The sequence below is a fragment of the Pseudomonas sp. NBRC 111133 genome (genome assembly GCF_001320605.1).
GTDB lineage: Bacteria > Pseudomonadota > Gammaproteobacteria > Pseudomonadales > Pseudomonadaceae > Aquipseudomonas > Aquipseudomonas monteilii.
The window spans coordinates 1-26534 of the sequence record NZ_BCBJ01000045.1 but is presented as its reverse complement, the minus strand read 5'-3'; the positions used below and the strand labels follow the sequence as shown (position 1 = coordinate 26534).

Annotated in this window: 22 protein-coding genes and 2 tRNA genes; 15 read left to right on the top strand and 9 right to left on the bottom strand. The window is 61.0% G+C overall.

The genetic code is table 11. From position 1 onward, the window contains the following. Positions 1-2: 2 nt before the first annotated feature. From folP to APH36_RS09610, 14 genes are all read left to right on the top strand, one after another. Positions 3-854: a dihydropteroate synthase gene (gene folP / locus APH36_RS09675; protein ID WP_060498446.1), complete on the top strand. Its 852-nt coding sequence runs from the start codon at positions 3-5 to the stop codon at positions 852-854. Positions 855-870: 16 nt separating this feature from the next. Then, positions 871-2211, top strand: a complete 1341-nt coding sequence (glmM, locus tag APH36_RS09670) for a phosphoglucosamine mutase (RefSeq protein ID WP_060498445.1) — start codon at positions 871-873, stop codon at positions 2209-2211. 65 nt (positions 2212-2276) lie between these two features. Beyond that, positions 2277-3032, top strand: coding sequence for a triose-phosphate isomerase (tpiA, locus tag APH36_RS09665; RefSeq protein WP_060498444.1), 756 nt, complete (start codon positions 2277-2279; stop codon positions 3030-3032). Positions 3033-3036: 4 nt separating this feature from the next. Continuing rightward, on the top strand, positions 3037-3435 hold the full coding sequence (secG, locus tag APH36_RS09660) for a preprotein translocase subunit SecG (RefSeq protein ID WP_060498443.1): 399 nt from the start codon (positions 3037-3039) through the stop codon (positions 3433-3435). A gap of 21 nt (positions 3436-3456) precedes the next feature. Continuing rightward, positions 3457-3542, top strand: a tRNA-Leu gene (locus APH36_RS09655). Between the two features lie 100 nt (positions 3543-3642). Next, positions 3643-3719: transfer RNA gene (locus APH36_RS09650), tRNA-Met, on the top strand. A 130-nt stretch (positions 3720-3849) separates the two neighbouring features. Continuing rightward, positions 3850-4308 (top strand): ribosome maturation factor RimP, encoded by a 459-nt coding sequence (rimP, locus tag APH36_RS09645; protein ID WP_009685348.1) that lies wholly within the window; start codon positions 3850-3852, stop codon positions 4306-4308. Positions 4309-4367: 59 nt separating this feature from the next. Then, positions 4368-5849: a transcription termination factor NusA gene (gene nusA, locus APH36_RS09640; RefSeq protein WP_009685349.1), complete on the top strand. Its 1482-nt coding sequence runs from the start codon at positions 4368-4370 to the stop codon at positions 5847-5849. A 27-nt stretch (positions 5850-5876) separates the two neighbouring features. Next, positions 5877-8417, top strand: coding sequence for a translation initiation factor IF-2 (infB, locus tag APH36_RS09635; RefSeq protein WP_060498442.1), 2541 nt, complete (start codon positions 5877-5879; stop codon positions 8415-8417). A gap of 118 nt (positions 8418-8535) precedes the next feature. Beyond that, entirely contained in the window at positions 8536-8934 is a 399-nt protein-coding gene (rbfA, locus tag APH36_RS09630; RefSeq protein ID WP_028632620.1) for a 30S ribosome-binding factor RbfA, read from the top strand. A gap of 3 nt (positions 8935-8937) precedes the next feature. Continuing rightward, positions 8938-9855, top strand: coding sequence for a tRNA pseudouridine(55) synthase TruB (gene truB, locus APH36_RS09625; RefSeq protein WP_060498441.1), 918 nt, complete (start codon positions 8938-8940; stop codon positions 9853-9855). A gap of 147 nt (positions 9856-10002) precedes the next feature. Then, the gene (gene rpsO / locus APH36_RS09620) at positions 10003-10272 is read left to right on the top strand and encodes a 30S ribosomal protein S15 (RefSeq protein ID WP_003249971.1); all 270 of its coding nucleotides are present in this window, start codon (positions 10003-10005) and stop codon (positions 10270-10272) included. A gap of 250 nt (positions 10273-10522) precedes the next feature. After that, positions 10523-12628 (top strand): polyribonucleotide nucleotidyltransferase, encoded by a 2106-nt coding sequence (gene pnp / locus APH36_RS09615; RefSeq protein ID WP_014859357.1) that lies wholly within the window; start codon positions 10523-10525, stop codon positions 12626-12628. A 262-nt stretch (positions 12629-12890) separates the two neighbouring features. Beyond that, positions 12891-13241, top strand: coding sequence for a BON domain-containing protein (locus tag APH36_RS09610; RefSeq protein ID WP_016712080.1), 351 nt, complete (start codon positions 12891-12893; stop codon positions 13239-13241). Between the two features lie 76 nt (positions 13242-13317). Here APH36_RS09610 and APH36_RS09605 read toward each other — a convergent pair whose 3' ends face one another. Further along, positions 13318-13620, bottom strand: a complete 303-nt coding sequence (locus tag APH36_RS09605) for a putative quinol monooxygenase (protein ID WP_060498440.1) — start codon at positions 13618-13620, stop codon at positions 13318-13320. A 60-nt stretch (positions 13621-13680) separates the two neighbouring features. Between APH36_RS09605 and APH36_RS09600 the strand changes: the two genes are divergently transcribed. Further along, complete coding sequence (locus APH36_RS09600; protein WP_016391800.1) at positions 13681-14094, top strand: VOC family protein; 414 nt, start codon at positions 13681-13683, stop codon at positions 14092-14094. Positions 14095-14215: 121 nt separating this feature from the next. On the opposite strand, the gene APH36_RS09595 is transcribed toward APH36_RS09600, so the two are convergent. The 8 genes from APH36_RS09595 to APH36_RS09560 form a co-directional block, all read right to left on the bottom strand. Continuing rightward, entirely contained in the window at positions 14216-17152 is a 2937-nt protein-coding gene (locus APH36_RS09595) for a DUF748 domain-containing protein (protein ID WP_060498439.1), read from the bottom strand. A gap of 78 nt (positions 17153-17230) precedes the next feature. Next, positions 17231-18100, bottom strand: a complete 870-nt coding sequence (locus APH36_RS09590) for an oxygenase MpaB family protein (RefSeq protein ID WP_060498438.1) — start codon at positions 18098-18100, stop codon at positions 17231-17233. Positions 18101-18142: 42 nt separating this feature from the next. Further along, positions 18143-20077, bottom strand: coding sequence for an acetate--CoA ligase (gene acs / locus APH36_RS09585; RefSeq protein WP_060498437.1), 1935 nt, complete (start codon positions 20075-20077; stop codon positions 18143-18145). A gap of 136 nt (positions 20078-20213) precedes the next feature. Then, the gene (gene pgi, locus APH36_RS09580) at positions 20214-21878 is read right to left on the bottom strand and encodes a glucose-6-phosphate isomerase (RefSeq protein WP_060498436.1); all 1665 of its coding nucleotides are present in this window, start codon (positions 21876-21878) and stop codon (positions 20214-20216) included. Positions 21879-22022: 144 nt separating this feature from the next. After that, positions 22023-22886 (bottom strand): pantoate--beta-alanine ligase, encoded by an 864-nt coding sequence (gene panC, locus APH36_RS09575; protein WP_060498435.1) that lies wholly within the window; start codon positions 22884-22886, stop codon positions 22023-22025. After that, positions 22883-23683, bottom strand: a complete 801-nt coding sequence (gene panB, locus APH36_RS09570) for a 3-methyl-2-oxobutanoate hydroxymethyltransferase (protein WP_060498434.1) — start codon at positions 23681-23683, stop codon at positions 22883-22885. Before panB ends, panC begins: the two co-directional genes overlap by 4 nt. A 262-nt stretch (positions 23684-23945) precedes the next feature. After that, the gene (gene folK, locus APH36_RS09565) at positions 23946-24425 is read right to left on the bottom strand and encodes a 2-amino-4-hydroxy-6-hydroxymethyldihydropteridine diphosphokinase (protein ID WP_060498433.1); all 480 of its coding nucleotides are present in this window, start codon (positions 24423-24425) and stop codon (positions 23946-23948) included. Next, complete coding sequence (locus APH36_RS09560) at positions 24422-25810, bottom strand: polynucleotide adenylyltransferase PcnB (RefSeq protein ID WP_060498432.1); 1389 nt, start codon at positions 25808-25810, stop codon at positions 24422-24424. The genes folK and APH36_RS09560 overlap by 4 nt, the downstream gene beginning before the upstream one ends. Positions 25811-26534: the final 724 nt, after the last annotated feature.

The window sequence follows — 26534 nt, the reverse complement described above, 5'->3', positions numbered from 1 at the left end:
CTATGAGCTCAGCGCAGTACCCGACCCGGTTGCCTTGCGGCAACCGGGTTCTTGATTTGTCGCGTACCCATGTCATGGGTATTCTCAATATCACCCCCGACTCCTTTTCCGATGGCGGGCGCTTCAGTCAGCGCGACGAGGCTCTGCGCCATGCCGAGGCAATGGTCGCCGCCGGCGCCACGCTGATCGACATCGGTGGCGAGTCCACACGCCCTGGTGCCCGGGCAGTATCGGTCATTGAGGAGCTGGAGCGTGTCGCGCCGATGGTCGAGGCAATCAACAGCCGCCTCGATGTGGTCATCTCGGTCGATACCTCCACGCCTGCCGTCATCCGTGAGTCGGCCCGTCTCGGTGCCGGGCTCATCAATGACGTGCGGGCACTGGAGCGCGATGGCGCTCTGGACGCTGCGGCAGATACCGGCCTGCCGGTGTGCCTCATGCACATGCGTGGTGAGCCGGGTAACATGCAGGACGACCCGCATTACGATGATGTGACCGCTGACGTTACGCGTTATCTTGAGCAGCGGATGGCCGCCTGTGCGGCGGCGGGCATCGACGCAAACAGAATCATCCTTGACCCGGGCTTTGGTTTCGCCAAGACACTGGCGCACAACCTGAGCCTGTTCAAGCACATGGAAGCGCTCTATTGCCTTGGGCGCCCACTGCTTGTGGGCGTTTCACGAAAGAGCATGATCGGCCTGACGCTGGAACGTCCGGTCGGCGAGCGGTTGTACGGCAGCCTTGCGCTGGCGGCGTTGGCCATGACCAAGGGGGCGAGCATCCTTCGTGTCCATGACGTGGCTGAAACTGTCGATGTGGTGCGCATGATTGCTGCGGTACAAAACGCCGAATAAGAACATTGGAGTCCCTATGAGCAGAAAATACTTTGGTACCGACGGCATTCGTGGCCGTGTCGGCGAATACCCGATCACGCCTGACTTCATGCTGAAGCTGGGTTGGGCGGCCGGCATGGCCTTCCGCAAGCAAGGCCATTGCCGGGTGCTGGTGGGCAAGGACACGCGTATCTCCGGCTACATGTTCGAGTCTGCACTCGAAGCCGGCCTGGCCGCGGCGGGTGCCGACGTCATGCTGCTGGGGCCAATGCCTACGCCGGCCATCGCCTATCTGACGCGCACGTTCCATGCCCAGGCTGGCATTGTCATCAGTGCCTCGCACAATCCGCATGAAGACAACGGCATCAAGTTCTTCTCGGGCCAGGGCACCAAGCTGCCGGACGAAGTCGAGCTGATGATCGAAGAGCTGCTTGACCAGCCGATGTCCGTGGTCGACTCGGGCAAGCTGGGCAAGGTTTCGCGCATCAACGACGCTGCTGGCCGTTATATCGAGTTCTGCAAGAGCAGCGTACCCACGGGTACTGGCTTTGAAGGCCTCAAGCTGGTGGTCGATTGCGCCCACGGTGCCACCTACAAGGTTGCGCCGAGCGTGTTCCGTGAATTGGGCGCCGACGTGACCGTGCTGCATGCGCAGCCGGATGGCCTGAACATCAACGAAGGGTGCGGCTCGACGCACATCGAATCGCTGCAGGCCGCCGTGCTGGTGGGGCATGCCGATCTCGGTATCGCCTTCGACGGTGACGGCGATCGCGTGTTGATGGTCGACCACACCGGCGCCATCGTCGATGGTGACGAGTTGCTGTTCATCATCGCCCGGGATCTGAACGACCGCGGCAAGCTGCAGGGCGGGGTAGTGGGTACGCTGATGAGCAACCTGGGCCTGGAGTTGGCGCTGAAGGACCTGGATATCCCGTTCGTGCGGGCCAAGGTCGGTGACCGTTACGTCATGGCCGAGCTGCTTGAGCGTGAGTGGCTGGTCGGTGGTGAAAACTCCGGTCACGTCGTGTGCTGCAACCACACCACTACCGGTGATGCGATCATCGCCGCGCTGCAGGTGCTGATGGCGCTCAAGCGCCGTGGCGAAACCCTTGCCCAGGCCCGCCAGGCACTGCGCAAGTGCCCGCAGGTGCTGATCAACGTGCGCTTCGGCGCCAGCAAGGTCGACCCGCTGGAGCACCCGGACGTCAAGGAAGCCAGTGCCAAGGTGACCGAGGCGTTGGCTGGTCGTGGCCGTGTGCTGTTGCGCAAATCCGGTACCGAGCCACTGGTTCGGGTCATGGTCGAGGGCGAGGACGAAAACCAGGTGCGTATGCACGCTGAAGCGCTGGCCAAACTGGTCAGCGAAGTTTGTGTCTGAAGGCGCTTGCCAGCGCAGATCTGGTTGGGTAAGATCTGCGCCCACTTTGACCGACGAGGTAAAGCATGCGTCGCCCTATGGTAGCTGGTAACTGGAAGATGCACGGTACCCGCGCTAGCGTCGCTGAGCTGACCGAAGGCTTGAATAATCTCGCCTTGCCGAGCGGAGTGGAAGTCGCGGTATTTCCACCGGCCTTGTTCATCAATCAAGTGATCGATGGCCTGGCAGGTAAAGAAATTACTGTTGGCGCACAGAATTCTGCTGTACAGCCCGAACAGGGTGCGCTGACCGGGGAAGTTGCTCCCGAGCAGCTGGTTGAAGCGGGTTGCAAGTTGGTGTTGATTGGTCATTCGGAGCGTCGCCAGATCATTGGTGAAACCGACGAAGTGCTCAATCGAAAGTTTGCAGCAGCGCAGGCCAAAGGTTTGAAGCCAGTGCTTTGCATCGGGGAAACCCTTGAAGAGCGCGAGGCTGGCAAGACGCTTGAAGTTGTCGGGCGTCAACTAAGCAGTATCATCGAAGCATTCGGTGTTAAGGCTTTTGCCAATGCAGTAATTGCCTATGAGCCTGTATGGGCCATCGGTACTGGCCTGACGGCCACGCCACAGCAGGCCCAGGATGTGCACGCCGCCATCCGCGGCCAGCTGGCGGCAGAAGATGCTGAAGTGGCTGCGAAGGTGCAGTTGCTCTACGGCGGCAGCGTGAAGGCGGCCAATGCGGCCGAACTGTTCGGCATGCCGGATATCGATGGGGGTCTCATTGGTGGGGCTTCCCTGAACGCAGACGAATTCGGTGCAATTTGTCGCGCCGCAGGAAACTGAACAAATGCTGGAAACAGTCATCGTTGTTTTTCATCTGTTGGCAGCGCTGTCGCTAGTAGTGCTGGTTCTGTTGCAACAGGGTAAAGGTGCTGAAGCAGGTGCATCTTTCGGCGCGGGTGCCTCAAACACCGTGTTCGGAAGCCAGGGATCTGCAACGTTCCTAAGTAAATTAACTGCTATACTCGCTGCCACTTTCTTTTTGACAGCACTTGGGTTAGGATACTTCGCGAAGCAACAAGCTCACCAGCTTAGCCAAGCAGGTCTTCCAGATCCAGCAGTGCTTGAAGTGAAAGAGCCGCAGAAACCGGCAGTTAATGATGATGTACCGGTGCTCCAGCAGCAGAAGAGCGAAAACACCAGCAACTCGGGTGATGTACCTCCTCCGGCACAAGAGCAGAAGTAACGGGTTTCAAGTAGTAGTATTGCCGAGGTGGTGGAATTGGTAGACACGCAACCTTGAGGTGGTTGTGCCCATAGGGTGTAGGGGTTCGAGTCCCCTTCTCGGTACCAATTAAAGCTTGAGAGCCCGCTTTAGCGGGCTTTCTTGCAGGTGAAGGTTCTGATTTGACCCTCAACAGGGTTCGGTCTTATACTTTTGCCCCAGCTTTGTCGCGGGGTGGAGCAGCTTGGTAGCTCGTCGGGCTCATAACCCGAAGGTCGTTGGTTCAAATCCAGCCCCCGCAACCAGCTTCAGCGGAGCCCCTTTTCAGGGGCTTTTTGCTAACCGAACAGTTTTCGGCGTCGTTGTCCAACGGCGCTTTCAGGGATGGGCGCTTCGCCCATTTTTTATTTGCACAGCATGCACGAGGGGGTTCAGGTGTCGAGCAAGCTAGAACAGTTGCAGGCCTTGTTGGCCCCGGTTGTCGAGGGTCTGGGCTATCAGTGCTGGGGGATCGAGTTCGTTTCCCAGGGTAAGCATTCGGTACTGCGCATCTACATCGACAAGGAAGGTGGCATCCTGGTGGACGACTGCGAAGCGGTCAGCCGTCAGGCCAGCGCAATCCTCGATGTGGAAGATCCAATCAGCAGTGAGTACACCCTCGAGGTGTCTTCTCCAGGCATGGATCGCCCACTGTTCACTCTGGAACAGTTTGCCTCGCATGCCGGCGAACAAGTGAAGATCAAGCTGCGCTCACCCTTCGAGGGTCGTCGTAACTTCCAGGGCCTTCTCCGCGGAGTGGAGGAGCAGGACGTGGTGGTCCAGGTGGACAACCAGGAGTTCCTGTTGCCGATCGACTCGATCGACAAGGCCAATATTATTCCCAGTTTTGACTGAGACGTGCCGGGCCCGGTGAACTGTCCGGGTCCAATGGCTTGCGCAAGGCGAGGCGTACGATGAGCAAAGAAGTACTGCTGGTTGTTGAATCGGTATCCAACGAAAAAGGTGTACCGCCCGGCGTCATTTTCGAAGCGCTGGAAGTGGCCCTGGCCACTGCAACCAAAAAACGTTTTGAAGACGAAGTCGACCTGCGTGTGGAAATCAACCGCCACACCGGTAGCTACGAGACTTTCCGTCGCTGGACCGTGGTCGACGAAGCCGATCTTGATGATCCGGCAATCGAGACCTGGCTGGACAAGATCAAGGACACCCACCCTGAAGCCAAGGTCGGTGACGTGATCGAAGAGAAGATCGAGTCTATCGAGTTCGGTCGTATCGCCGCCCAGACCGCCAAGCAGGTCATCGTGCAGAAGGTCCGTGAGGCCGAGCGTGCGCAGGTGGTCGATGCCTACCGTGAGCGCGTTGGCGAGATCATCTCCGGCACCGTCAAAAAGGTTACCCGCGACAACGTTATCGTTGACCTGGGCAACAACGCCGAGGCCCTGCTGGCCCGCGAAGACATCATTCCGCGCGAAACCTTCCGTGTTGGCGTGCGCCTGCGTGCGCTGCTCAAGGAAATTCGCACCGAAAACCGTGGCCCTCAGCTGATCCTGTCGCGCACCGCGCCGCAGATGCTGATCGAGCTTTTCCGCATTGAAGTGCCGGAAATTGCCGAGGGCCTGATCGAAGTCATGGCTGCTTCCCGTGATCCGGGTTCGCGAGCCAAGATCGCCGTCCGCTCCAAGGACAAGCGCATCGACCCGCAAGGCGCCTGTATCGGCATGCGTGGTTCGCGCGTCCAGGCCGTATCCGGGGAGCTGGGTGGTGAGCGTGTGGATATCGTCCTGTGGGACGATAACCCGGCGCAGTTCGTCATCAACGCCATGTCGCCGGCTGAAGTCGCGGCGATCATCGTTGATGAAGATGCCCATGCCATGGACATCGCCGTCGCCGAGGACAACCTGGCCCAGGCCATTGGCCGTGGCGGTCAGAACGTTCGTTTGGCCAGTCAGCTGACCGGCTGGACCCTGAACGTGATGACCGAGAAGGACATCCAGGCCAAGCAACAGGCCGAAACCGGTGACATCCTGCGCAATTTCATCGATGAGCTGGAAGTCGACGAGGAGCTGGCCCAAGTGCTGGTCGACGAAGGCTTCACCAGCCTCGAAGAAATTGCCTACGTACCGTTGGAAGAAATGCTCAACATCGATGGCTTTGACGAAGATATCGTCAATGAGCTCCGCGCTCGAGCCAAGGACCGTTTGTTGACCAAGGCCATCGCTACCGAAGAAAAACTGGCAGACGCCCACCCGGCCGAAGACCTGCTCTCCCTTGAGGGTATGGACAAGGACCTGGCGGCTGAACTGGCGGTGCGCGGCGTGGTTAACCGCGAAGACCTGGCCGAGCAGTCGATCGACGATCTGCTCGACATCGACGGCATCGACGAAGAGCGTGCCGGCAAGTTGATCATGGCCGCCCGAGCCCATTGGTTCGAGTAATTAGGCGCGGCCTGAGGAGAGAAGTGCATGACGCAAGTCACGGTGAAAGAACTGGCCCAAGAGGTCGAGGCACCGGTAGAGCGCCTGCTGCAGCAGATGCGTGAGGCAGGTCTGCCGCACACCGACGCCGGTCAGGTAGTGACCGACAATGAGAAGCAGACCCTGCTGACTCATTTGAAGAGCAGCCACAAAAGCAAGGCGGAAGAGCCGCGCAAGATTACCTTGCAGCGCAAAACCACCAGCACGCTGCGTGTCGCCGGTAGCAAGAGCATCAGCGTAGAAGTACGCAAGAAGAAAGTATTCGTGCAGCGCAGCCCGGAAGAAATCCAGGCTGAGCAGAAGCGTGAGCTGGATGAGCGCCGCGCGGCTGAAAATGCCGCTCGCGACAAGGTCGAGGCCGAAGTTCGCCAGCGCAACGAAGAGCAGGCTCGCCGTCAGGCCGCCGAAGCTGCTGCATCCGCCCCTGCGCCAGCCGCCAAGCCTGAGCCGGCGCCTGCCGCTGCTCCGGCCCCGGTAGTCGCCGACGCCCCGGCGTCCGAAGACGCCGCAGCCCGTGCTGCCGAGCGCAAGAAAGACGAAGCCCGTCGCAACGAAGGCCGTACCCGTGACGAAGACCGTCGTGGCGGCGAGCGTCGTGGCGAAGCCCCGCGCGTGTCGATCAAGGTCAAGGTCAAGGAGAAGGAAAAGGCTCCGACTCCTCGTGCCGCACCGCGCACCACCGATGAAGAAAGCGATGGCGTACGCCGTGGCCGCGGTGGCAAGAGCAAGCTGAAGAAGCGCAACCAGCACGGCTTCCAGAACCCGACTGGCCCTATCATTCGTGATGTGACCATCGGCGAGACCATCACGGTCTCTGAACTGGCCAACCAGATGTCCGTCAAGGGCGCTGAAGTCGTCAAGTTCATGTTCAAGCTGGGCACCCCGGTTACCATCAACCAGGTGCTCGACCAGGAAACCGCTCAGCTGATCGCAGAAGAGCTGGGCCACAAGGTCACCCTGGTCAGCGATACCGCACTGGAAGACTCCCTGGCCGAATCGCTCAAGTTCGAAGGCCAGACCGAGTCGCGTGCACCGGTCGTTACCGTCATGGGTCACGTTGACCACGGTAAGACCTCGCTGCTGGACTACATCCGTCGTGCCAAGGTGGCTGCTGGCGAAGCCGGTGGTATTACCCAGCACATCGGTGCGTACCACGTGGAAACCGACCGTGGCATGGTCACCTTCCTCGACACCCCTGGCCACGCCGCGTTTACCGCCATGCGTGCCCGTGGTGCCAAGGCCACCGACATCGTCATCCTGGTGGTGGCGGCGGACGACGGCGTGATGCCGCAAACCCGCGAAGCGGTTCAACATGCCAAGGCAGCTGGCGTTCCGCTGGTGGTTGCAGTGAACAAGATCGACAAGCCGGGTGCCGACCTCGATCGCATCCGCAACGAGCTGGCCGTCGAAGGCGTTACCTCCGAGGACTGGGGTGGTGACACGCCGTTCGTCAAGGTTTCGGCCAAGATGGGTACCGGTGTCGACGAGCTGCTCGAAGCCGTGCTGCTGCAGGCCGAGATTCTCGAACTGACCGCTACCCCGACCGCTCCAGGTCGTGGCGTGGTCGTTGAATCGCGCCTGGACAAGGGCCGTGGCCCGGTGGCGACCATCCTGGTTCAGGACGGTACCCTGCGTCAGGGCGACATGGTCCTGTGCGGTTCCAACTATGGCCGCGTGCGCGCCATGCTCGACGAGAACGGCAAGCCTGTGAAGGAAGCCGGCCCGTCGATCCCGGTCGAAATCCTCGGCCTGGACGGTACTCCGGAAGCCGGTGACGAGCTGTCCGTGGTTGCCGACGAGAAGAAAGCCCGCGAAGTTGCCCTGTTCCGTCAAGGCAAGTACCGCGAGGTCAAGCTGGCCCGTGCTCACGCCGGCAAGCTGGAAAACATCTTCGAGACCATGGGTCAGGAAGAGAAGAAGACCCTCAACATCGTCCTCAAGACTGACGTGCGTGGTTCCCTGGAAGCACTGCAGGGCTCGCTCGGCAGCCTGGGCAACGACGAAGTTCAGGTGCGCGTGATTGGTGGCGGCGTCGGTGGTATCACCGAAAGCGACGCCAACCTGGCGCTGGCTTCGAATGCAGTACTGTTCGGCTTCAACGTGCGTGCCGATGCCGGCGCCCGCAAGATCGTCGAGCAGGAAGGTCTGGATATGCGTTACTACAACGTGATCTACGACATCATCGAAGACGTCAAGAAGGCCCTGACCGGTATGCTGGGCAGCGATGTTCGCGAGAACATCCTGGGCGTTGCCGAAGTACGTGACGTGTTCCGTTCGCCGAAGTTCGGCGCCATCGCTGGCTGTATGGTCATCGAGGGTACCGTGTACCGCAACCGTCCGATCCGCGTACTGCGCGAAGACGTTGTGATCTTCGAAGGCGAGCTGGAATCGCTGCGTCGCTTCAAGGACGATGCCTCCGAAGTGCGTAACGGCATGGAGTGCGGTATTGGCGTCAAGAGCTACAACGACGTCAAGGTCGGCGACAAGATCGAAGTCTTCGAGAAAGTCCAGGTTGCTCGTACCCTCTAAGGGTGAGCTGGCTGCAAACCGCTTCTCTACGCGGCGGTTTTCAGCACCTCTACAGGTAGCGCCCGGTCAGGCATTGGTCTGACCGGGCGTTTGCCGCTTTAAGTTACAGGTAACAAGAATGGCCAAAGAATATAGCCGTACCCAACGTATTGGCGATCAGATGCAGCGTGAGCTGGCCGAGCTGATCCGTCGCGAAGTCAAAGATCCGCGTGTTGGCCTGGTGACCATCACCGCCGTGGACGTCAGCCGTGACCTGGGCCATGCCAAGGTGTTCATCACCGTCATGGGTGAGGAAACGCCAGATGCCGTGCAGCAGTCGCTGAAGGCGTTGAACAGCGCTGCCAGCTTCCTGCGTTTGCACCTGGGCCGCTCGATGCAGCTGCGCAGCGTGCCGCAACTGCACTTCCACTTCGATGAAAGCGTCAGTCGCGGTGTGCACCTGTCGGCGCTGATCGAACGTGCAGTGGCCGAAGACCGCCTGCACAAGGACGCCGACGAGCCGGACACCAAGGAGTAAGCGGTGGCCCAGGTCAAACGTATCCGCCGCAATGTCAGCGGCATCATCCTGCTCGACAAGCCGCTGGGTTTCACCTCTAATGCCGCCCTGCAAAAGGTGCGCTGGCTGCTCAATGCGGAAAAGGCCGGCCACACCGGTAGCCTCGACCCGTTGGCAACCGGCGTGCTGCCGCTGTGCTTCGGTGAAGCGACCAAGTTTTCGCAGTACCTGCTCGATTCCGACAAGGGCTACGAAACCGTCATGCAGATGGGGCAGACTACCAACACCGGCGATGCCGAAGGTGAGGTGCTACAGACCCGCGACGTGACCGTTGGTCGCGCCGACATCGAGGCGCTGTTGCCGCGTTTTCGTGGCCAGATCAGCCAGATACCGCCGATGTACTCGGCGCTCAAGCGTGACGGCCAGCCACTGTATAAGCTGGCTCGTGCAGGAGAGGTAGTGGAGCGCGAGGCGCGTTCTGTTACTATTAACCGCTTGGAGTTGCTCGAGTGCGAAGGCACCCGTGCACGGTTGAGCGTAGGATGCAGCAAAGGCACCTATATCCGCACCCTGGTGGAGGATATTGGCGAGGCCCTTGGCTGTGGCGCCTATGTTGCTGAGCTGCGCAGGACCCAGGCCGGGCCTTTCGCGCTGGCACAGACGGTCACCCTCGAGGCACTCGAACATGCCCACGCCGAAGGTGGCAACGAAGCGCTCGATCGCTTCCTGATGCCATCGGACAGTGGCCTGCAGGACTGGCCTTTGGTGTGCCTGTCCGAACACAGTGCGTTCTACTGGCTGCATGGGCAGGCGGTACGCGCACCGGACGCGCCACAATTTGGCATGGTCCGGGTACAGGATCACAATGCGCGCTTCATCGGTATCGGTGAAGTGAGCGAAGACGGGCGCATTGCGCCGCGTCGGCTGATTCGGTCGGAATGACCGAAACCGGGGGGCCAGGCAGTAGCCGAGCCCCACGGCATCAAGGGTGGCTGTCAGTAGGCACGGTCACACCTTTTTTATTAATACAGGGATTTGTCCCTGGCCTATTGGACCCCGCTTGCGGGATCCGTTATCAGGAGAAGCCAAATGGCCCTCAGCGTTGAAGAAAAAGCTCAGATCGTTGCCGAATACCAGCAAGCCGCCGGCGATACCGGTAGCCCGGAAGTGCAGGTTGCTCTGCTGACCGCCAACATCAACAAGCTGCAAGGCCACTTCAAGGCCAACGATAAAGACCACCACTCCCGTCGTGGTCTGATCCGTATGGTCAACCAGCGTCGTAAGCTGCTGGACTACCTGAAGGGCAAAGACACCACTCGTTACAGCGCCCTGATCGGTCGCCTGGGCCTGCGTCGCTAATAGCGGCCTGGTCAGTGGTGTGCATGGCGTGTCGCAGGCTTCGGCAGGGCTGTTTTGCAGCGCTGCCGTTGGACACACCACGCGTATCTCCGAGGTTGGCAGCCTGGCAATGCTGAGCGGTTTTTCCGCTTGGTGCCAGGCTCCCAGCCTCGTGTTGTATCTGGACGGTCAACGGGGCCGATTCCCCGTTCTGCCCAAGAATTCGCAAGAAACCAGTTCCCCCAAGAGCCACTGAAAAAGGTAGGAAACCGTGAACCCGGTAATCAAGACTTTCCAGTTCGGTCAATCGACCGTTACTCTCGAAACGGGCCGTATTGCCCGTCAGGCAACCGGCGCTGTGCTGGTTACCGTCGACAACGACGTCACCGTGCTGGTGACTGTGGTAGGCGCCAAACAGGCTGATCCAGGCAAGGGCTTCTTCCCGCTGTCGGTTCACTACCAGGAAAAGACCTACGCCGCCGGCAAGATCCCGGGTGGCTTCTTCAAGCGTGAAGGCCGTCCTTCCGAGAAAGAGACGCTGACCTCGCGCCTGATCGACCGTCCGATCCGTCCGCTGTTCCCGGAAGGCTTCATGAACGAAGTGCAGGTCGTCTGCACCGTGGTTTCCACCAGCAAGAAGACCGACCCGGACATCGCCGCGATGATCGGTACCTCGGCTGCCCTGGCCATCTCCGGCATTCCGTTCGAAGGCCCGATCGGCGCCGCTCGCGTTGCCTTCCACGAAAGCACCGGCTACCTGCTGAACCCGACTTACGAGCAACTGGCTGCTTCGAGCCTGGACATGGTCGTAGCCGGTACTTCCGACGCCGTACTGATGGTTGAATCGGAAGCTCAAGAGCTGACCGAAGACCAGATGCTGGGTGCCGTACTGTTCGCCCACGACGAATTCCAGGCCGTTATCCAGGCTGTCAAGGAACTGGCTGCCGAAGCGGGCAAGCCGACCTGGGACTGGAAACCAGCCGTTGCCAACACCGAGCTGTTCAACGCCATCCGCGCCGAGTTCGGCGAAGCGGTTTCGCAGGGCTACACCATCACCGTCAAGGCTGACCGCTACGCGCGCCTGGGCGAGCTGCGTGACCAGGCCGTTGCCAAGTTCTCGGGTGAAGAAGGCCAGCCTTCGGCCTCCGAAGTCAAAGATATCTTCGGCGAAATCGAGTACCGCACCGTTCGCGAGAACATCGTAAACGGCAAGCCACGTATCGACGGCCGCGACACCAAGACTGTTCGCCCACTGAACATCGAAGTCGGCGTGCTGCCGAAAACTCACGGTTCGGCACTGTTCACCCGTGGCGAAACCCAGGCTCTGGTCGTTGCGACCCTGGGTACTGCCCGTGACGCCCAGCTGCTGGACACCCTCGAAGGCGAGAAGAAAGACCCCTTCATGCTGCACTACAACTTCCCACCGTTCTCGGTAGGTGAGTGTGGTCGTATGGGCGGTGCTGGTCGTCGCGAAATCGGCCACGGCCGTCTGGCCCGTCGTTCGGTCCAGGCCATGCTGCCGGCCGCCGACGTGTTCCCGTACACCATCCGCGTGGTTTCGGAAATCACCGAATCCAACGGTTCCAGCTCCATGGCTTCGGTCTGCGGTGCGTCCCTGGCCCTGATGGACGCTGGTGTGCCGATGAAGGCGCCAGTTGCCGGTATCGCCATGGGCCTGGTCAAGGAAGGCGACAAGTTCGCGGTCCTAACCGACATCCTCGGTGACGAAGACCACCTGGGCGACATGGACTTCAAGGTAGCCGGTACCGCCAAAGGCGTTACTGCGCTGCAGATGGACATCAAGATCAACGGCATCACCGAAGAGATCATGGAAATCGCCCTGGGCCAGGCCCTGGAAGCGCGTCTGAACATACTCGGCCAGATGAACCAGATCATTGGTCAGTCGCGTACCGAGCTGTCGGCCAACGCCCCAACCATGATCGCGATGAAGATCGACACCGACAAGATCCGTGACGTCATCGGTAAAGGCGGCGCCACCATTCGCGCCATCTGTGAAGAGACCAAGGCTTCGATCGATATCGAAGACGATGGCTCGATCAAGATCTTCGGCGAAACCAAGGAAGCTGCAGATGCTGCCAAGCAGCGCATCCTGGGCATCACCGCCGAGGCCGAAATCGGCAAGATCTACGTCGGCAAGGTTGAGCGTATCGTCGACTTCGGCGCCTTCGTCAACATCCTGCCTGGCAAGGACGGCCTGGTGCACATCTCGATGCTGAGCGATGCTCGCGTCGAGAAAGTCACCGACATCCTGAAAGAAGGCCAGGAAGTGGAAGTACTGGTACTGGACGTGGACAACCGCGGCCGTATCAAGCTGTCGATCAAGGACGTTGCCGCGGCCAAGGCCTCGGGCGTCTAAGCGATTGCAACGCAACAGGAAAAGGGCCCTTCGGGGCCCTTTTTTCATGGGCTGCGGGAACCTTTTGCGGACTTGCATCTTGCATGCAGGTTTACCGTGCAGATTGCAAAATGCACGACACTGAAAGTGATGTATTTTTGCTAACTTATTGATTTAAAAAGATTAATTTTAGGCGATAGAGCTGGCACAGCACATGCAACTACCTTCATACCTGCCGCCAGGACATACGGCGCAGACCTTTCGACAAACAGGAGTGACCCACATGAAGAAGTTCGCCATTGCTGCCGCTACTGCTACCGCTCTGACCCTGACCATGGCTAACGCGGCATTCGCCCAACAGTCCACCCAGGCCCCCATGACGCTGGCGGCCGGTGAGGTGACCAAAGCCAAGGAAGCTACCTCTGATACCTGGATCACCACCAAGGTCAAAGCCGACCTGATGACCGAGAAAGGCGTGCCAGGCAGTGACATCAAAGTCGAGACCAATAAAGGTGTCGTGTCGCTGTCGTCCGACGTGGCCATTACCGATGCACAGAAAGAGATGGCAGTCGCCATCGCTAAGAAGATCAAAGGCGTTCAGGCCGTTTCGGCTGATGGCCTGAAGTCCGAATAAGGGATGTCCCGTCGGCCAAACGGATTTGGCCACCTCTACCGAAGCCCTGGCCTGTGCCGGGGCTTTGCTTTTGCACTCAGTAGCCCGGGTTGAGGGCGATTACATCGCTTTCGAAGCATTCCTGCTCGACGATCAGCGGCTCTACCAGTGGGCGGCTATCACGAAAGTGTGCGGTCTGGGTATGCGCTTCATACGCGGCATCATCGCGGTAGATTTCGTACAGGTAGATTACCTGCGGATCGAGTCGGTCCTGCGACACATCGAATACCAGGCAGCCTGGCTCGTTGGTGACAGAAGCTGCGGCATTGACCTTGATCGCTGTCAGGAAATCCTCGGCGCAACCGGGCTTCACACGGGTCTTGATAAACAGGCTATACACAAGTCGCTCCTTTTGTTTTAAATTCATTAGTGAATTGTATACAAAAATGGAGTCTCGCCAATGTCCGAATTGCCTGCACGCCCCGGCCGCCTGAATGGCTTGCGCCATATCGCCTTGCTGGTACCCAACCTGGAAGAGTGCGAACGCTTTTATGTCGATGTGCTGGGTATGGAGGTATTGAACCGTGCCAACGAAGACCTGGTGTACCTCACCTGTGGCAACGACAACCTTTCGCTGGGACGTGGGGCAGGGGCGTCCAATGGGTTGCAGACGCTCGATCATTACGGGTTCATTGTGGACAGCGTGGAGGAGCTGGAGGCGTGGTACCAGTACTTCAAGGCCCACGGTGTCACGCTGCTGGACCGGCCGTTCAACCACGGTGACGGAGCGCGTAGCTTCCACCTGCTGGACCCGGCGGGGAACAAGGTGCAGCCGCTGTATCACCCGGCTGTGTCTGGGCAACGGTTGGTCTGATGCCTGTTCCGGCCCATTCGCGGGCAAGCCCGCTCCCACAGGTACTGCACAGGCCTTGAACTGCGCTCGATTCCTGGGGGAGCGGGCTTGCCCGCGAAGAGGCCAGACCTGCTAAAAAAGATTATTCAGCATCCAGGTGCATCGGCGTCACCACCCGCCCATCGCTCTCAGGCTGCCCCAGGCTGGTATCGATGAAATACACCCGGTCATCTTCCAGCTTGCCCTTGTCCACCAGGTAATCCTTGATACTGCTGGCCCGCTCCTGGCCCAGCGTGCGCAGCAAGGCGGTGCTCTCGGCCCACGACTTGATCACTGCCTCGCGCAGCTTGGCGGTACGTTCGTCGCGGCCCAGTTGCTCCCATTCGGCAGGTGGCTGCTGCTTCAGGCGAGTGCGGTAAATGCCTTCGAGCATTGCCGGTTTGTCGCTGTCGTCCACCACCAGCATCGAGGCATTGGCCGGCACCTTGTCGCCCCGGCGCTGCAGGATCTTGTACCAGGTGGCCTGGTACTCACGCTCCAGGCGCTGCTGGGCGATCAGCGGGCCATCGCTGGCCTGGGCGCTGGTGCCTTCGATTTCCAGGCGCAGTTCCGGGCGTTCTTTCAGCGCGGATGCCAGCTTGTCCAGGGACGACTGGGCATCGCCACTGAGCTCGCTGGACCCAGGGGCGAACGCCACGTTGCCCAGGTCTTCCGAGCCACCGCCGGTAATCAGCCCGCCGATGAACTTGAACGGCGCCTGTGCCGCGCGCAGTACCAGGTTGCGCAGGGTTTGCCAGACGATCGGCATCACACTGAATTGCGGGTTGTTGAGGTCGCCAGACACTGGCAGCTCGATCGAAATCTTGCCCTCGGTATCTTTCAGCAGCGCTACTGCAAGGCGGATCGGCAGGTCGACTGCGTCCGGGCTGTCGACTTTTTCGCCCAGCTGCAGTTGCTCCACCACCACCTTGTTCTCGGCCTTGAGCTGGCCGTTGGTAATCAGGTAGTGCAGGTCGAGGTTGAGCCTGCCTTTGCGAATGCGAAAGCCCGCGAACTTGCCGGAGTAGGGCGTGAGGGTGGTCAGTTCGACGCGCTTGAAGCTGGTGGCGATATCCAGGCTGGCCAGCGGGTTGAACGGGTTGAGCGCGCCCTTGATGGTGACCGGTGCGTAGCGGTCGACCTTGCCCTTCACGTCGACCTTGGCCGGCACCGGCTTGCGGTTGTCGATGGTGCCGATCTGGCCATTGAGCTGCTGAATGGCCGTGGCGAAGTTGGGGGTGAGGGAGAGGTCGGCGAAGTTGGCCGAGCCGTCGTTGATGTCGATCTGGCCGATGTGGATACCCAGCGGCTTGTCGCTGCTGGTTGAGGCCGGCTTGGCTTGGCTTTTCGCCGGGGTGCCAGCCGGTTGCGGGATCAACAGGTCATTGACGTTGGTGGTGCGGTCTTCGTTGATGATGAAGCGTGCATAGGGTTGCAGCAGGGTTACCTTGTCGATCGACAACGCATCGCCGTGTACATAAGACAAGCCATCGACGTTCACCTGCTGCCATTTGACGAAGTCGCGGCTCTTGATGGTGTCGAGGGTGTGCAGCTGGTTTACCTGGGCTTTGCCCGTGATATTGAAGGCCAGCGGTGCGGTGTTCTTCAGGTCGACCTTGAGGTCGCTGGAGAGCATGCCACTGCGCAGTTCCAGCAGGATGAACGGGCTGATATAGGCCTGTGCTACGCGCAGGTCGATATCGCGGGTGCTTACGTCCAGCTTGGCCCATATCGGCGCCAGGTTGACCTGGCCGGCAGCCTGCAGCTTGCCTTGCTTGCCTACGCCCGTATCGAGCTTGAGCGTGAAGGGCGACTGGTTGAGGCTGTCGAAGCCTTGCAGGTCGGCGTTGAGCGGGCCGATGTCGAAGGCTACCGGCTCTTTCTGGCTGCGGTCTGCCAGGTGCACCAGGTAGTTGCGCAATTGCACGTCCTTGAGCAGCACTTGCCAAGGCTTGCTCGGCTCTTTGGCGGCTTGCTGCTCAGGTGTCGGCTCGGCGGCAGCCGGCTCTGCCTTTTCCTTCGGCGTGGCTTTGGCAGGCTGGCTGGCAAACAGCTTTTGCCAATCGAGCTGGCCGTCTTTTTCCAGCGCAGCCCAGGTTTCGAGTTTCTCGCTGCGGATTTTGCCTACGGTGACCTGTTGCTTGACCAGGTCAACGGAGGTTTCGCTCACCTCCAGGCTGGCCAGGCGTGCCAAGGGGCGGCCATCCGGGGCCTTGATGGCGAACGGCGCAATGCGCACGGAGGCGTTTTCCAGCAACAGCTCGGTCTGTTTGGCGAGGTTGAGCTTGTAGTGCGTGTCGAGGCTGACCACGCCGTCCTCCAGCACCAGTGGCACAGCATCACGTACGTACGGCCAGAAGGCCTTCATTTTGCCTTCCGTGATCTTCAGCGTGCCTTCAGAGGCGATCGGTGACAGGCTCAGGGTCCCGTTCCAATCAATGCGCCCGCCATTGGGGCCGTTGGCCACCAGGGTCATGTCGGCACTGTCGTCAGGCAAGGTGCTGAGGTTTTTCAGCTCCAGGTTCATGTTGTCGTAGAGGAACTCAATCGGCTCGCTGGGGCGCAAGTCCTCGAAATGCAGGTAGCCGTCGATGAGCTTGATGCTACCGATGCGCAGCGGGAACGGCTCGCTGGGTGGCTCGTCAGGTTTGGCTTCGCTGGCGGGCAGCTTGAACAGGCCGGTCAGGTTAAGGCTACCGTCCTTGGCAAACAGCACCTCGTTACGCGGTTTGTCGAGCTCTACGGCTTCCAGGTGCAGCGCTTTGGTCCACAGGCTGTCGAGCGAGAGGTTGGCGTACAGACGCTCGAACCCGACCTGTTCCTTGCCGGGCTCGCCGATCTGCAGGCCCCACAATGTCAGCTCTAGGCTGAAGGGGTTGAGTTCGACCCGTTCGAGGTGGGCCGGCACCGTCGCGTACTGGGCCAACTGCTGGTTGGCGATGCGCAGTGCCACACCGGGAAGAATGAGGAAGCCGAGCAGGCTGTAGAGGGCCACAAGGGCCAAGAGTGCGCCAGCGGCGCGAGTCAATCCTTTGTACATGTGTCGCTTCGTCTGTCTAAGCAGGAGTGCTTGGAGTATGGCACGTTAAATCAGTTCCGCAGGGGCGACCATTTGACCTTATTCGATGCCCATGCGCCGTTTGGCCCGGTGCGCCGAACCGTCTCGCATGGCCCAGCGCAATACCGGTGCGGTGCGTCGCAGGCCCAGGCGTATCATGCGCTGCTGCAAGGGCCCGTGCTGCAGACCGAGCAGGGTCTGGGCCCAATCCGGCAACAGGTCGATACCGGCGTGCAGCATCAGTTTGCCCACCGGCTGTGCCAGGCGGCTGGGGGCCGGGGCGTCGAGCAGAATCCCGACTACCTCGTGGCTGCGGCTGTCGCAGCGCAACTGCGCACGCATGCGCAGCAGGTAGTCTTCGATCTGCTGGCACGAACGTGGCACATCCCGGGCGCCAAGGCGCTCGGCAATCAGGGCAATTTCGGCGTAGTAGGCATCTTGCTCGGCGCGCGACAGCTGCGGGTTGCGGTAGCGCAAGTGGGCAGCGAGAAAGCTGCTGACTTCTGCCACATGAACCCAGGTCAGCAGGTCGGGGTCGCTGGCCGCATAAGGGCGGCCATCCGGCGCAGTGCCGGTGACCTGCAGGTGGATGGTGCGCACTTTGTCGATCAGCCATTCGGCATCGCGCGTGGAACCGAAGGTGGTACCGGAAATAAACTGACTGGTACGGCGCAAGCGGCCGATCAGGTCTTCACGGAAATTGGAGTGGTCCCACACACCGGCCAGGGCCAGCGGGTGCAGTAACTGCAGCATGAGTGCACTGATGCCGCCGACAAGCATGCTCGGGAAGTCGCCATGCACTTGCCAACTGATGCTGTGGGGGCCGAATAGGCCGGGGTCGCCCTTGGGCGATTCCAGGTCGAGCTGGCCGAGGGCCAGCCCGGTGAGGCTCATGACCTGGGTTTCGATACGGCGACGAAGGGCTTCCATGGCGACCTGCGGTGCAGGGCGGCCATGGGCAGCGGCCGCCGGTTACTGGTTGAGGCGTTTGTCGATCAGGCCTTGGACTACGCTGGGGTCGGCCAGGGTAGAGGTGTCACCCAGGTTGTCCAGCTCGTTGCAGGCGATTTTGCGCAGTATACGCCGCATGATCTTGCCTGAGCGGGTCTTGGGTAGCGCCGGGGCCCACTGGATCAGCTCGGGCTTGGCAAAACTGCCAATTTCCTTGCTGACGAGGGCCAGCAGTTCGGCCTTCAGCGTGTCGTCTGGCGTCACGCCATTCATCGGCGTGACGAAGGCGTAGACGCCTTGGCCTTTGAGGTCGTGGGGGTATCCGACCACTGCCGCTTCGGCGACGCTGTCATGCAGCACCAGTGCGCTTTCCACTTCGGCGGTGCCGATGCGGTGGCCCGAGACATTGATCACATCGTCGATGCGGCCGGTAATCCAGTAGTCGCCGTCGGCATCGCGGCGGGCACCGTCGCCAGTGAAGTAATAGCCGGGCATGGGCTTGAAGTAGGTATCCACCATGCGCGGGTGGTCGCCATACACGCTGCGAATCTGCCCTGGCCAACTGGCCTTGATCACCAGCAGGCCGGCGCCGGGGCCTTCGATCAGCTTGCCCTGTTCGTCCAGCAGTACCGGTTGCACGCCGAACATGGGCTGGGTCGCGCAGCCGGGCTTGAGTGACTGGGAGCCGGGAAGCGGGGTAAGCATGATGCCGCCGGTTTCGGTCTGCCACCAGGTGTCGACGATGGGGCAGCGCTTTTGCCCGACTTCCTCGAAATACCATTCCCAGGCTTCGGGGTTGATCGGTTCGCCGACGCTGCCCAGCAGCCGCAAGCTTTTGCGCGAAGTGCTTTGCAGTGGCGCGGAGCCCTCGCGCATCAGTGCGCGCAGGGCGGTCGGGGCGGTGTAGAAGATGTTCACCTGATGCTTGTCCACCACCTGCCAGAAGCGTGAGGTGTCCGGGTAGTTGGGCACGCCTTCGAACATCAGCGAAATCGCGCCATTGGCCAGTGGGCCGTAGACGATGTAGCTGTGGCCGGTGACCCAGCCGACGTCGGCGGTGCACCAGAACACCTCGCCGTCACGGTAGTCGAACACCACCTTGAAGGTCATCGTCGCCTGCAGTAGGTAACCGGCGGTGGTGTGCAGCACGCCCTTGGGTTTACCGGTGCTGCCAGAGGTGTAGAGGATGAACAGCGGGTCTTCGGCCTCCATCGGTTCGGGGGCGCAGTCGTTGCCGGCATTTTCTGTTGCCTCGTGGTACCAGAGGTCACGGCCTTCGACCCAGGTAACATCGCCACCGGTGCGGCGCACCACGAATACGCTGCTGACGGCAGGGCAACTGGCAAGGGCCTTGTCGACATTCTGTTTCAGCGGGATGCGTTTGCCGCCGCGCACGCCTTCATCGGCGGTGATCACGGTGCGGCAGTCGGCATCGAGAATACGGTCACGCAGGGCATCGGGGGAGAAGCCGCCGAACACCACCGAGTGGATGGCACCTATGCGGGTGCAGGCAAGCATGGCGAAGGCGGCCTCCGGGATCATCGGCATGTAGATGCATACCCGGTCGCCTTTCTTTAACCCGCGTGCCTTCAGGGCGTTGGCCAGGCGGCAGACCTGGCGGTGCAGCTCGCGGTAGGTGATGGCTTTTGAGTCGTTTGGGTCGTCACCTTCCCACAATAGGGCAGTTTGCTCGCCACGCAGGGCCAGGTGGCGATCAATGCAGTTGTAGCTGACATTGAGTTGGGCACCGTCGAACCAACGGGCCTTGCCGATTTTCAGGTCGCATTGCTGCACGCTGGACCAAGGTTTGATCCAGTCCAGGCGCTTGGCCTGTTCGGCCCAGAAGGTGTCAGGGTCGTCTACCGACTGGCGGTAGAGGCGGCGGTATTCGTCGGGGGTGAGGGCGGCAGACTGGCTGACGGCCAGGGCCTCGGGGTAATTGCGGATATCGAACATGGCGGGTGGTCCTGCTCTTGTAAGGGGCGATGGACTGCAACGGCTATTCGATAGGAGAGTGTAGCTGGGAGAGGTGTTCAACCTGTGCCGGCCTCTTCGCGGGTTTACCTGCGAAGAGGCCGGTGCAGGTATCGGATTACCCGCGGTGACGGCCGCGGAAGTAGTTGATCAGGCCTTGGGTAGAGCCATCTTCGGCGCTGTCTTCCAGGCTGCCGACCAGGCGTTGGTAAACGCCTTTGCCCAGCTCCTTGCCCAGCTCTACGCCCCACTGGTCGAACGCGTTGATACCCCAGATCACGCTTTGGACGAACACCTTGTGTTCGTACATCGCCACCAGCGCACCCAGGCGGCGAGGGCTGATGCGCTCCACGACCAAGGTGTTGCTCGGGCGGTTGCCCGGGATCACCTTGTGCGGGGCCAGTTTTTCGATGTCCGCTTCGTTCAGGCCTTTGCTGCGCAGCTCGGCTTCGGCTTCTTCACGGGTTTTGCCCAGCATCAGCGCCTGGCTCTGCGACAGGCAGTTGGCGTAAAGCCACTGGTGATGGTCGGCCACCGGGTTGAAGCTCACCACCGGCACGATGAAGTCGGCCGGAATCAGCTGGGTGCCCTGGTGCAGCAACTGGTGATAGGCGTGCTGACCGTTACAGCCAACGCCGCCCCAGATCACCGGGCCGGTATCAACCTTCACCGGGGTGCCGTCCTGCAGCACGCTCTTGCCGTTGGACTCCATGTCCAGCTGCTGCAGGTGCTTGGTGATGTTACGCAGGTAGTGATCGTACGGCAGGATCGCATGGCTGTTCGCGTCCCAGAAGTTGCCGTACCACACGCCTAGCAGGGCCAGCAGCACTGGCATGTTCTTGTCGAACGGCGCGGTCTGGAAGTGCTGGTCCATGGTGTAGGCACCCGACAGCAACTCCTTGAAGTTGGCCGTACCAATGGCCAGGGCAATCGGCAGGCCGATGGCCGACCACAGCGAGTAACGCCCGCCTACCCAGTCCCACATCGGGAAGATGTTCTCTTCGCGGATACCAAAGGCCACGGCGGCAGCCTTGTTGCTGGAAACGGCGATGAAGTGGCGGTACAGCTCGGCTTCCGAGCCGCCCTGGGCCAGGTACCAGGTGCGTGCGGCCATGGCGTTTTTCAGGGTCTCGAGGGTGTTGAACGACTTGGACGAGACAATGAACAGGGTGGTTTCGGCACGCAGGTTGGCCGACAGCTCGTGGAACTCACTGCCGTCTATGTTCGCCAGGTAGTGGCAACGCACGCCGCGTTGGGCGTACGGCAGCAGTGCTTCGGACACCAGTTCGGGGCCGAGGAACGAGCCGCCGATGCCGATGTTGACCACGTCGGTGATCGGCTTTTCGCTGTAGCCGCGCCAGAGGCCGTCGTGGATGCGACCGACCAGTTCGGTGATCTGGTTGAGCACCTTGTGCACTTCCGGCATGACGTTCACGCCGTTGACGCTGAGCTTGTCGCCCACCGGTCGGCGCAGCGCAGTGTGCAGCACGGGGCGGCCTTCGGAGGCGTTGATGATTTCGCCGCCGAACATCGATTTGATGGCGTCTTGCAGGCCCACTTCGTTGGCCAGGTTGACCAGCAGGTCGCGGCTTTGTTCGGTGATCAGGTTTTTCGAGTAGTCCAGGAACAGGCCGCAGCAGCTCAGGGAGAACTGGTCGAAGCGTTTGGCATCGGCGGCAAAGGCTTCGCGCATGCTGAAACCTTGCATGGCGTCGCGGTGTTGCTGAAGCGCCTGCCAGGCGGGCAGGGCCGTCACATCGTGGGGTGTACGGTAATACGCCATTGCGCGGGGTTCCCTTGGTGCGTGGTGATGCCTTGGACACGGCAGTCATTGCCGGGTTCAGGCTGGCATCATTATAGGCAAAGGCCACGCGCTGGGAATGGGTAGGGCAGGGTGATTTTGGGGCTGCAAAGCAGCCCCAGGCTCTTACGCGGTCTTGTCTTCGACGTGCAGGTAAAGGTTGTCGATCAACCGGGTGTTACCGAGGTAAGCCGCCGCGATCACAACCAGGTCGCGATCATCGATCATTGCCGGGCGCAGGCTCACGGCATGACGGACTTCCAGGTAGTCCGGGCGCAAACCCGCAGTGCTCAGTTGCGCCTGGCCTTCAGCGACCAGCGCGGCAAAATCCCGTTGGCCACGGCGGATGCCCGCTGCAATGTGCTGCAGTGTGCGGTACAGCGCGGGCGCTGCAATACGCTGCTCGGGCGTGAGGTAACCATTGCGCGACGACAGCGCCAGGCCATCTTCAGCACGCACGGTGGGCTCGCCGATGATCTGGACCGGCATGTTCAGGTCGCGCACCATGGCACGGATCACTGCCAGTTGCTGAAAGTCCTTTTCACCGAATACGGCAAGGTCCGGCTGGACCATGTTGAACAGCTTGTTGACCACTGTGGCCACGCCTTCGAAATGCCCAGGCCGGCTGGCGCCGCAGAGGCCTTCGGAAAGCTGCGGTACGCTGACGCGGGTTTGCACGCTCATGCCGTCGGGGTACATCTCTTGCACGGTGGGCGCGAACAGCAGGTTGCAGCCGGCTTGCAGCAGGCGTTCCTGGTCGGCGGCCAGGGTGCGCGGGTATTTGTCCAGGTCTTCGTTGGCGCCGAACTGCAGCGGGTTGACGAAGATGCTGGCCACCACAAAGTCGGCGCGTTGTGCAGCTTTGGTCACCAAGGCTACGTGGCCGCTGTGCAGGTTGCCCATGGTCGGCACGAAGCCGATGCGTTTGCCTTCACCGCGGGCGCGGGCAACGGCTGCACGCAGTTCACGGACGGTTTTGACTGTATTCATGCACTGAACCCGTGTTCGCTACCTGGGAAGCTGACTTGCTTGACGGCCTCGACATAGGCGACAAGGGCGCCTTGAATGCCTGGCTGGCCTTCCATGAAGTTCTTCACGAACTTCGGTACCCGGCCGCTCAGCGACAGGCCGAGCATGTCGTGCAGCACCAGCACCTGGCCATCGGTGGCGCTGCCAGCGCCGATGCCGATTACCGGGATGCCCACGGCATTCGTGATTTCTGCCGCCAGTTCGCTGGGTACGCATTCAAGCAGCAGCATGGCCGCACCAGCCTGCTCCAGGGCGATGGCGTCGGCACGCATCTGCCGGGCCTGGGCCTCCTGGCGGCCCTGCACCTTGTAGCCGCCCAGTACGTTGACGGTCTGCGGGGTCAGGCCCATGTGCGCGCACACCGGCACGCCACGCTCGGCCAGCAGGCGGATAGTTTCTGCCAGCCAGGCAGCGCCTTCGATCTTGATCATGTGGGCGCCGGCTTGCATCAGCGTGGCGCTGTTGGCGAAGGCCAGTTCCGGGGTGGCATGTGCCATGAACGGCAGGTCGGCAAGGATCAGGGCGCCGTCATTGCCGCGTTTGACACAGGCAGTGTGGTAGGCCATGTCTGCTGTGGTGACCGGCAAGGTGCTGTCGTGGCCCTGCAGGACCATCCCCAGCGAGTCGCCCACCAGCAACACTTCGACACCGGCCTGGCTGGCGGCCTTGGCGAAGGTCGCGTCGTAGCAGGTCAGCATGGTGATTTTTTCACCCTTGGCCTTGAGGCCATTGAGGGTGGTGAGGGTTACTTCAGGCATGTAGGAAATTCCTCGTTCAGGCGCTGTAAAAAACGACTGCATTCAACGCGTGTAGTCATCTTCCGGAGCGGCACATCATCGCGGGTGATGTTCGGGCACAGGTCCGTCCGGGCCTAAATACGGGTATGCGGCACTTTGGTGCCACACGGGACGCCTATAGTCGTGAGCGAGGTGGGGGAAGTCAATCACCCTGTTACCGCATTGTTACGATCAGGGTGTTACTGGCGTTACCGCAGTGGCGTGGCAGGCTGGAACGCCCGGTTTACAGGCGTTCCAGGCCGACGAACGGACAGTCTGCGAGTAACTGCGCGAGGGCGCGGCCATCGGCCAGGCGGAAATCGCCCGGGACCAGTTCGGCCAGCGGGTACAGCACGAAGGGGCGGGCGTGCATGTGGTAGTGCGGCACTTTCAGGCGTGGCTCGTCGAGTACCTGATCACCGAACAGCAGGATGTCCAGGTCCAGCGTGCGCGGGCCCCAGCGTTCCTTGCGCACGCGGCCCTGGTCGTTCTCGATGGCCTGCAGCGCATCGAGCAGGGCCAGGGGCGGCAGAGCAGTGTCCAGGGCAGCAACTGCGTTGGTGTAGCGCGGTTGGCCGGGCAGCAGCGAGTCGCTGGTGTACAGGGCAGAGGCCGCTACCAGGCGGGTGCTGTCCACCTGGTCAAGCGCCTGCAAGGCGCTGCGCAGCTGCTCGGCAGGTGCGTCCAGGTTGCTGCCCAGGCCGACGTAGGCGCGGGTCTTCACTCGAACGCCTCGTCGCCACTGCGTTTGCGCTTGCTGCCGCTGCGTTTGCGTTTACGCGGGCCGGCACCGGTGCCTTCGTCACGGCTGCCCAGCTCGCGGATCATCTCGCGGCGCTCGCTGTCGTTGGCATCCTGGTAGTCGGTCCACCACTGGCCGAGGTCGTCGGTTTCTTCGCCTGCGCTTTCACGCAGCAGCAGGAAGTCGTAACCGGCGCGGAAGCGGGGGTTGTCCAGCAGCATGTCGGCACGCTTGCCACTGCGACGTGGCAGGCGCTCCTGCATGTCCCAGATCTCGCGGATCGGCAGGGTGAAGCGCTTGGGGATGGCAATGCGTGCGCATTGCTCGGCGATCAAGTCGTGAGCGGCACCGTTCATGGCCGGAATCGGCGGTACACCCTGGTTCTGCAGGTGCAGCACGCGGGATGGCAAGGCTGGCCACAGCAGTGCAGCGAACAGGAACGCCGGCGTGACCGGCTTGCCTTGCTTCACGCGCAGGTCGGTGTTGTTCAGTGCCTGGCTGATCAGCGTGTGGGTGTAGGTCGGGCGCTCGTCCAGGGCGTGGGCACTGGCCGGGAACAGCGGCTCGAACAATTGCAGGTCGACCAGCATTTCGAACGCGATGGCGCCTTGGCCGGAAAGGAACAGCTTGAGGCTTTCTTCGAACAGGCGCGCTGGCGGGATCTCGCGCAGCAACGGGGCCAGTTCGCGAATCGGCTGGACCGTGTGCTTTTCGATGCCGAAGTCGAGCTTGGCGGCGAAACGCACCGCACGCAGCATGCGCACCGGGTCTTCCTGGTAGCGGTGGGTCGGGTCGCCGATCAGCCGCAACAGGCGGTTGCGCACGTCGTGCACACCGTTGGCGTAATCGAGAATGCGCTCGCTGACCGGGTCGTAGTACAAGGCGTTGATGGTGAAGTCGCGGCGTTGCGCGTCTTCTTCCAGGGTGCCGTACACGTTGTCACGCAGGATGCGGCCACTGGCATTGTGCGACGAACGGTGGCTGTCGCCCTGATCTTCTTCCGAGTGAGGAGCGCGGAAGGTGGCGACTTCGATGATCTCACGGCCGAAATGCACGTGGACCAGCTTGAAGCGGCGACCAATGATGCGCGCGTTGCGGAACTCGGCACGGACCTGTTCGGGAGTGGCACTGGTGGCGACGTCGAAGTCTTTCGGCGTGATGCCCAGCATCAGGTCGCGGACACAGCCCCCGACCAGGTAAGCCTGGTAGCCGGCGCTTTGCAGGCGTTCCACGATGTTCACCGCATGGCGGCTGAACTGGTGGCGCTGCAGCGAGTGCTGGCTCTTGTTGATCACCTCAGGCGTGGTGCGCCTGTGGTGCTGGCCCGGTACGGGCGGGCGGAACGACTGGAACAGCTTCTTCAGCATGGGATGCACTGTTTGAAGGAATGTTCGGCCAAGAATAGGAGAATGGCCGCATGATGGGCGGGGATTCTAGCATTTACTCAGGGAATGGTGTAGGCGGGTAGCAGGATGCCTGCCAGAAGGGTAGAAACGACAAGGGGAGCCTAAGCTCCCCAAGAAGTCGTTGCGTGCTCTTATTGTTTTTTTGCTGGGCTTCTTGTTTTTGTTGAGTGCCCTGTCCACAAATCTCGAAGCTTGTGGACGATCCCCAATCCAGGGGTTAAGAGCAAACGGATTGCTTTGGCCGCTGATGTCACGTTGATCTGTCGATCCAACCAGTTCAGGCGCTGCTTTTTAGTGCAGTTTTTGTTGTTCTCTGCCTGGTTGTGGGGCAAGCCCCAAACACGCATCCTCTCCAAAAGAATCAGTTAGCTGCGCCTCCGCCGTCTTGTTTTTATTGTGCGTGAGCCGTTTCGTCTTGTTCTTATTCTGAGTTGCAGTGCTTGTTATTGTTTTTGTACTAAGCATATAGCAGGTGCCGTGCCAACTTTTGCAAGTCCAGTAAAATCAAGGGGTTGAGGCGTTCTGGTGATTTTCGAGGGGCTGAAAATGTCGGGATTTCGTTACCGTACGCCTCGGGAACTGTTACGACCCAAAGGTTGGGTAACAGATTTTTGTGGGGACTGATGTGTTACCTGGGGTGTTCGTCGTGACAGGTTCAGCGCCTGTGAGATCGAGCGCCGCCCGC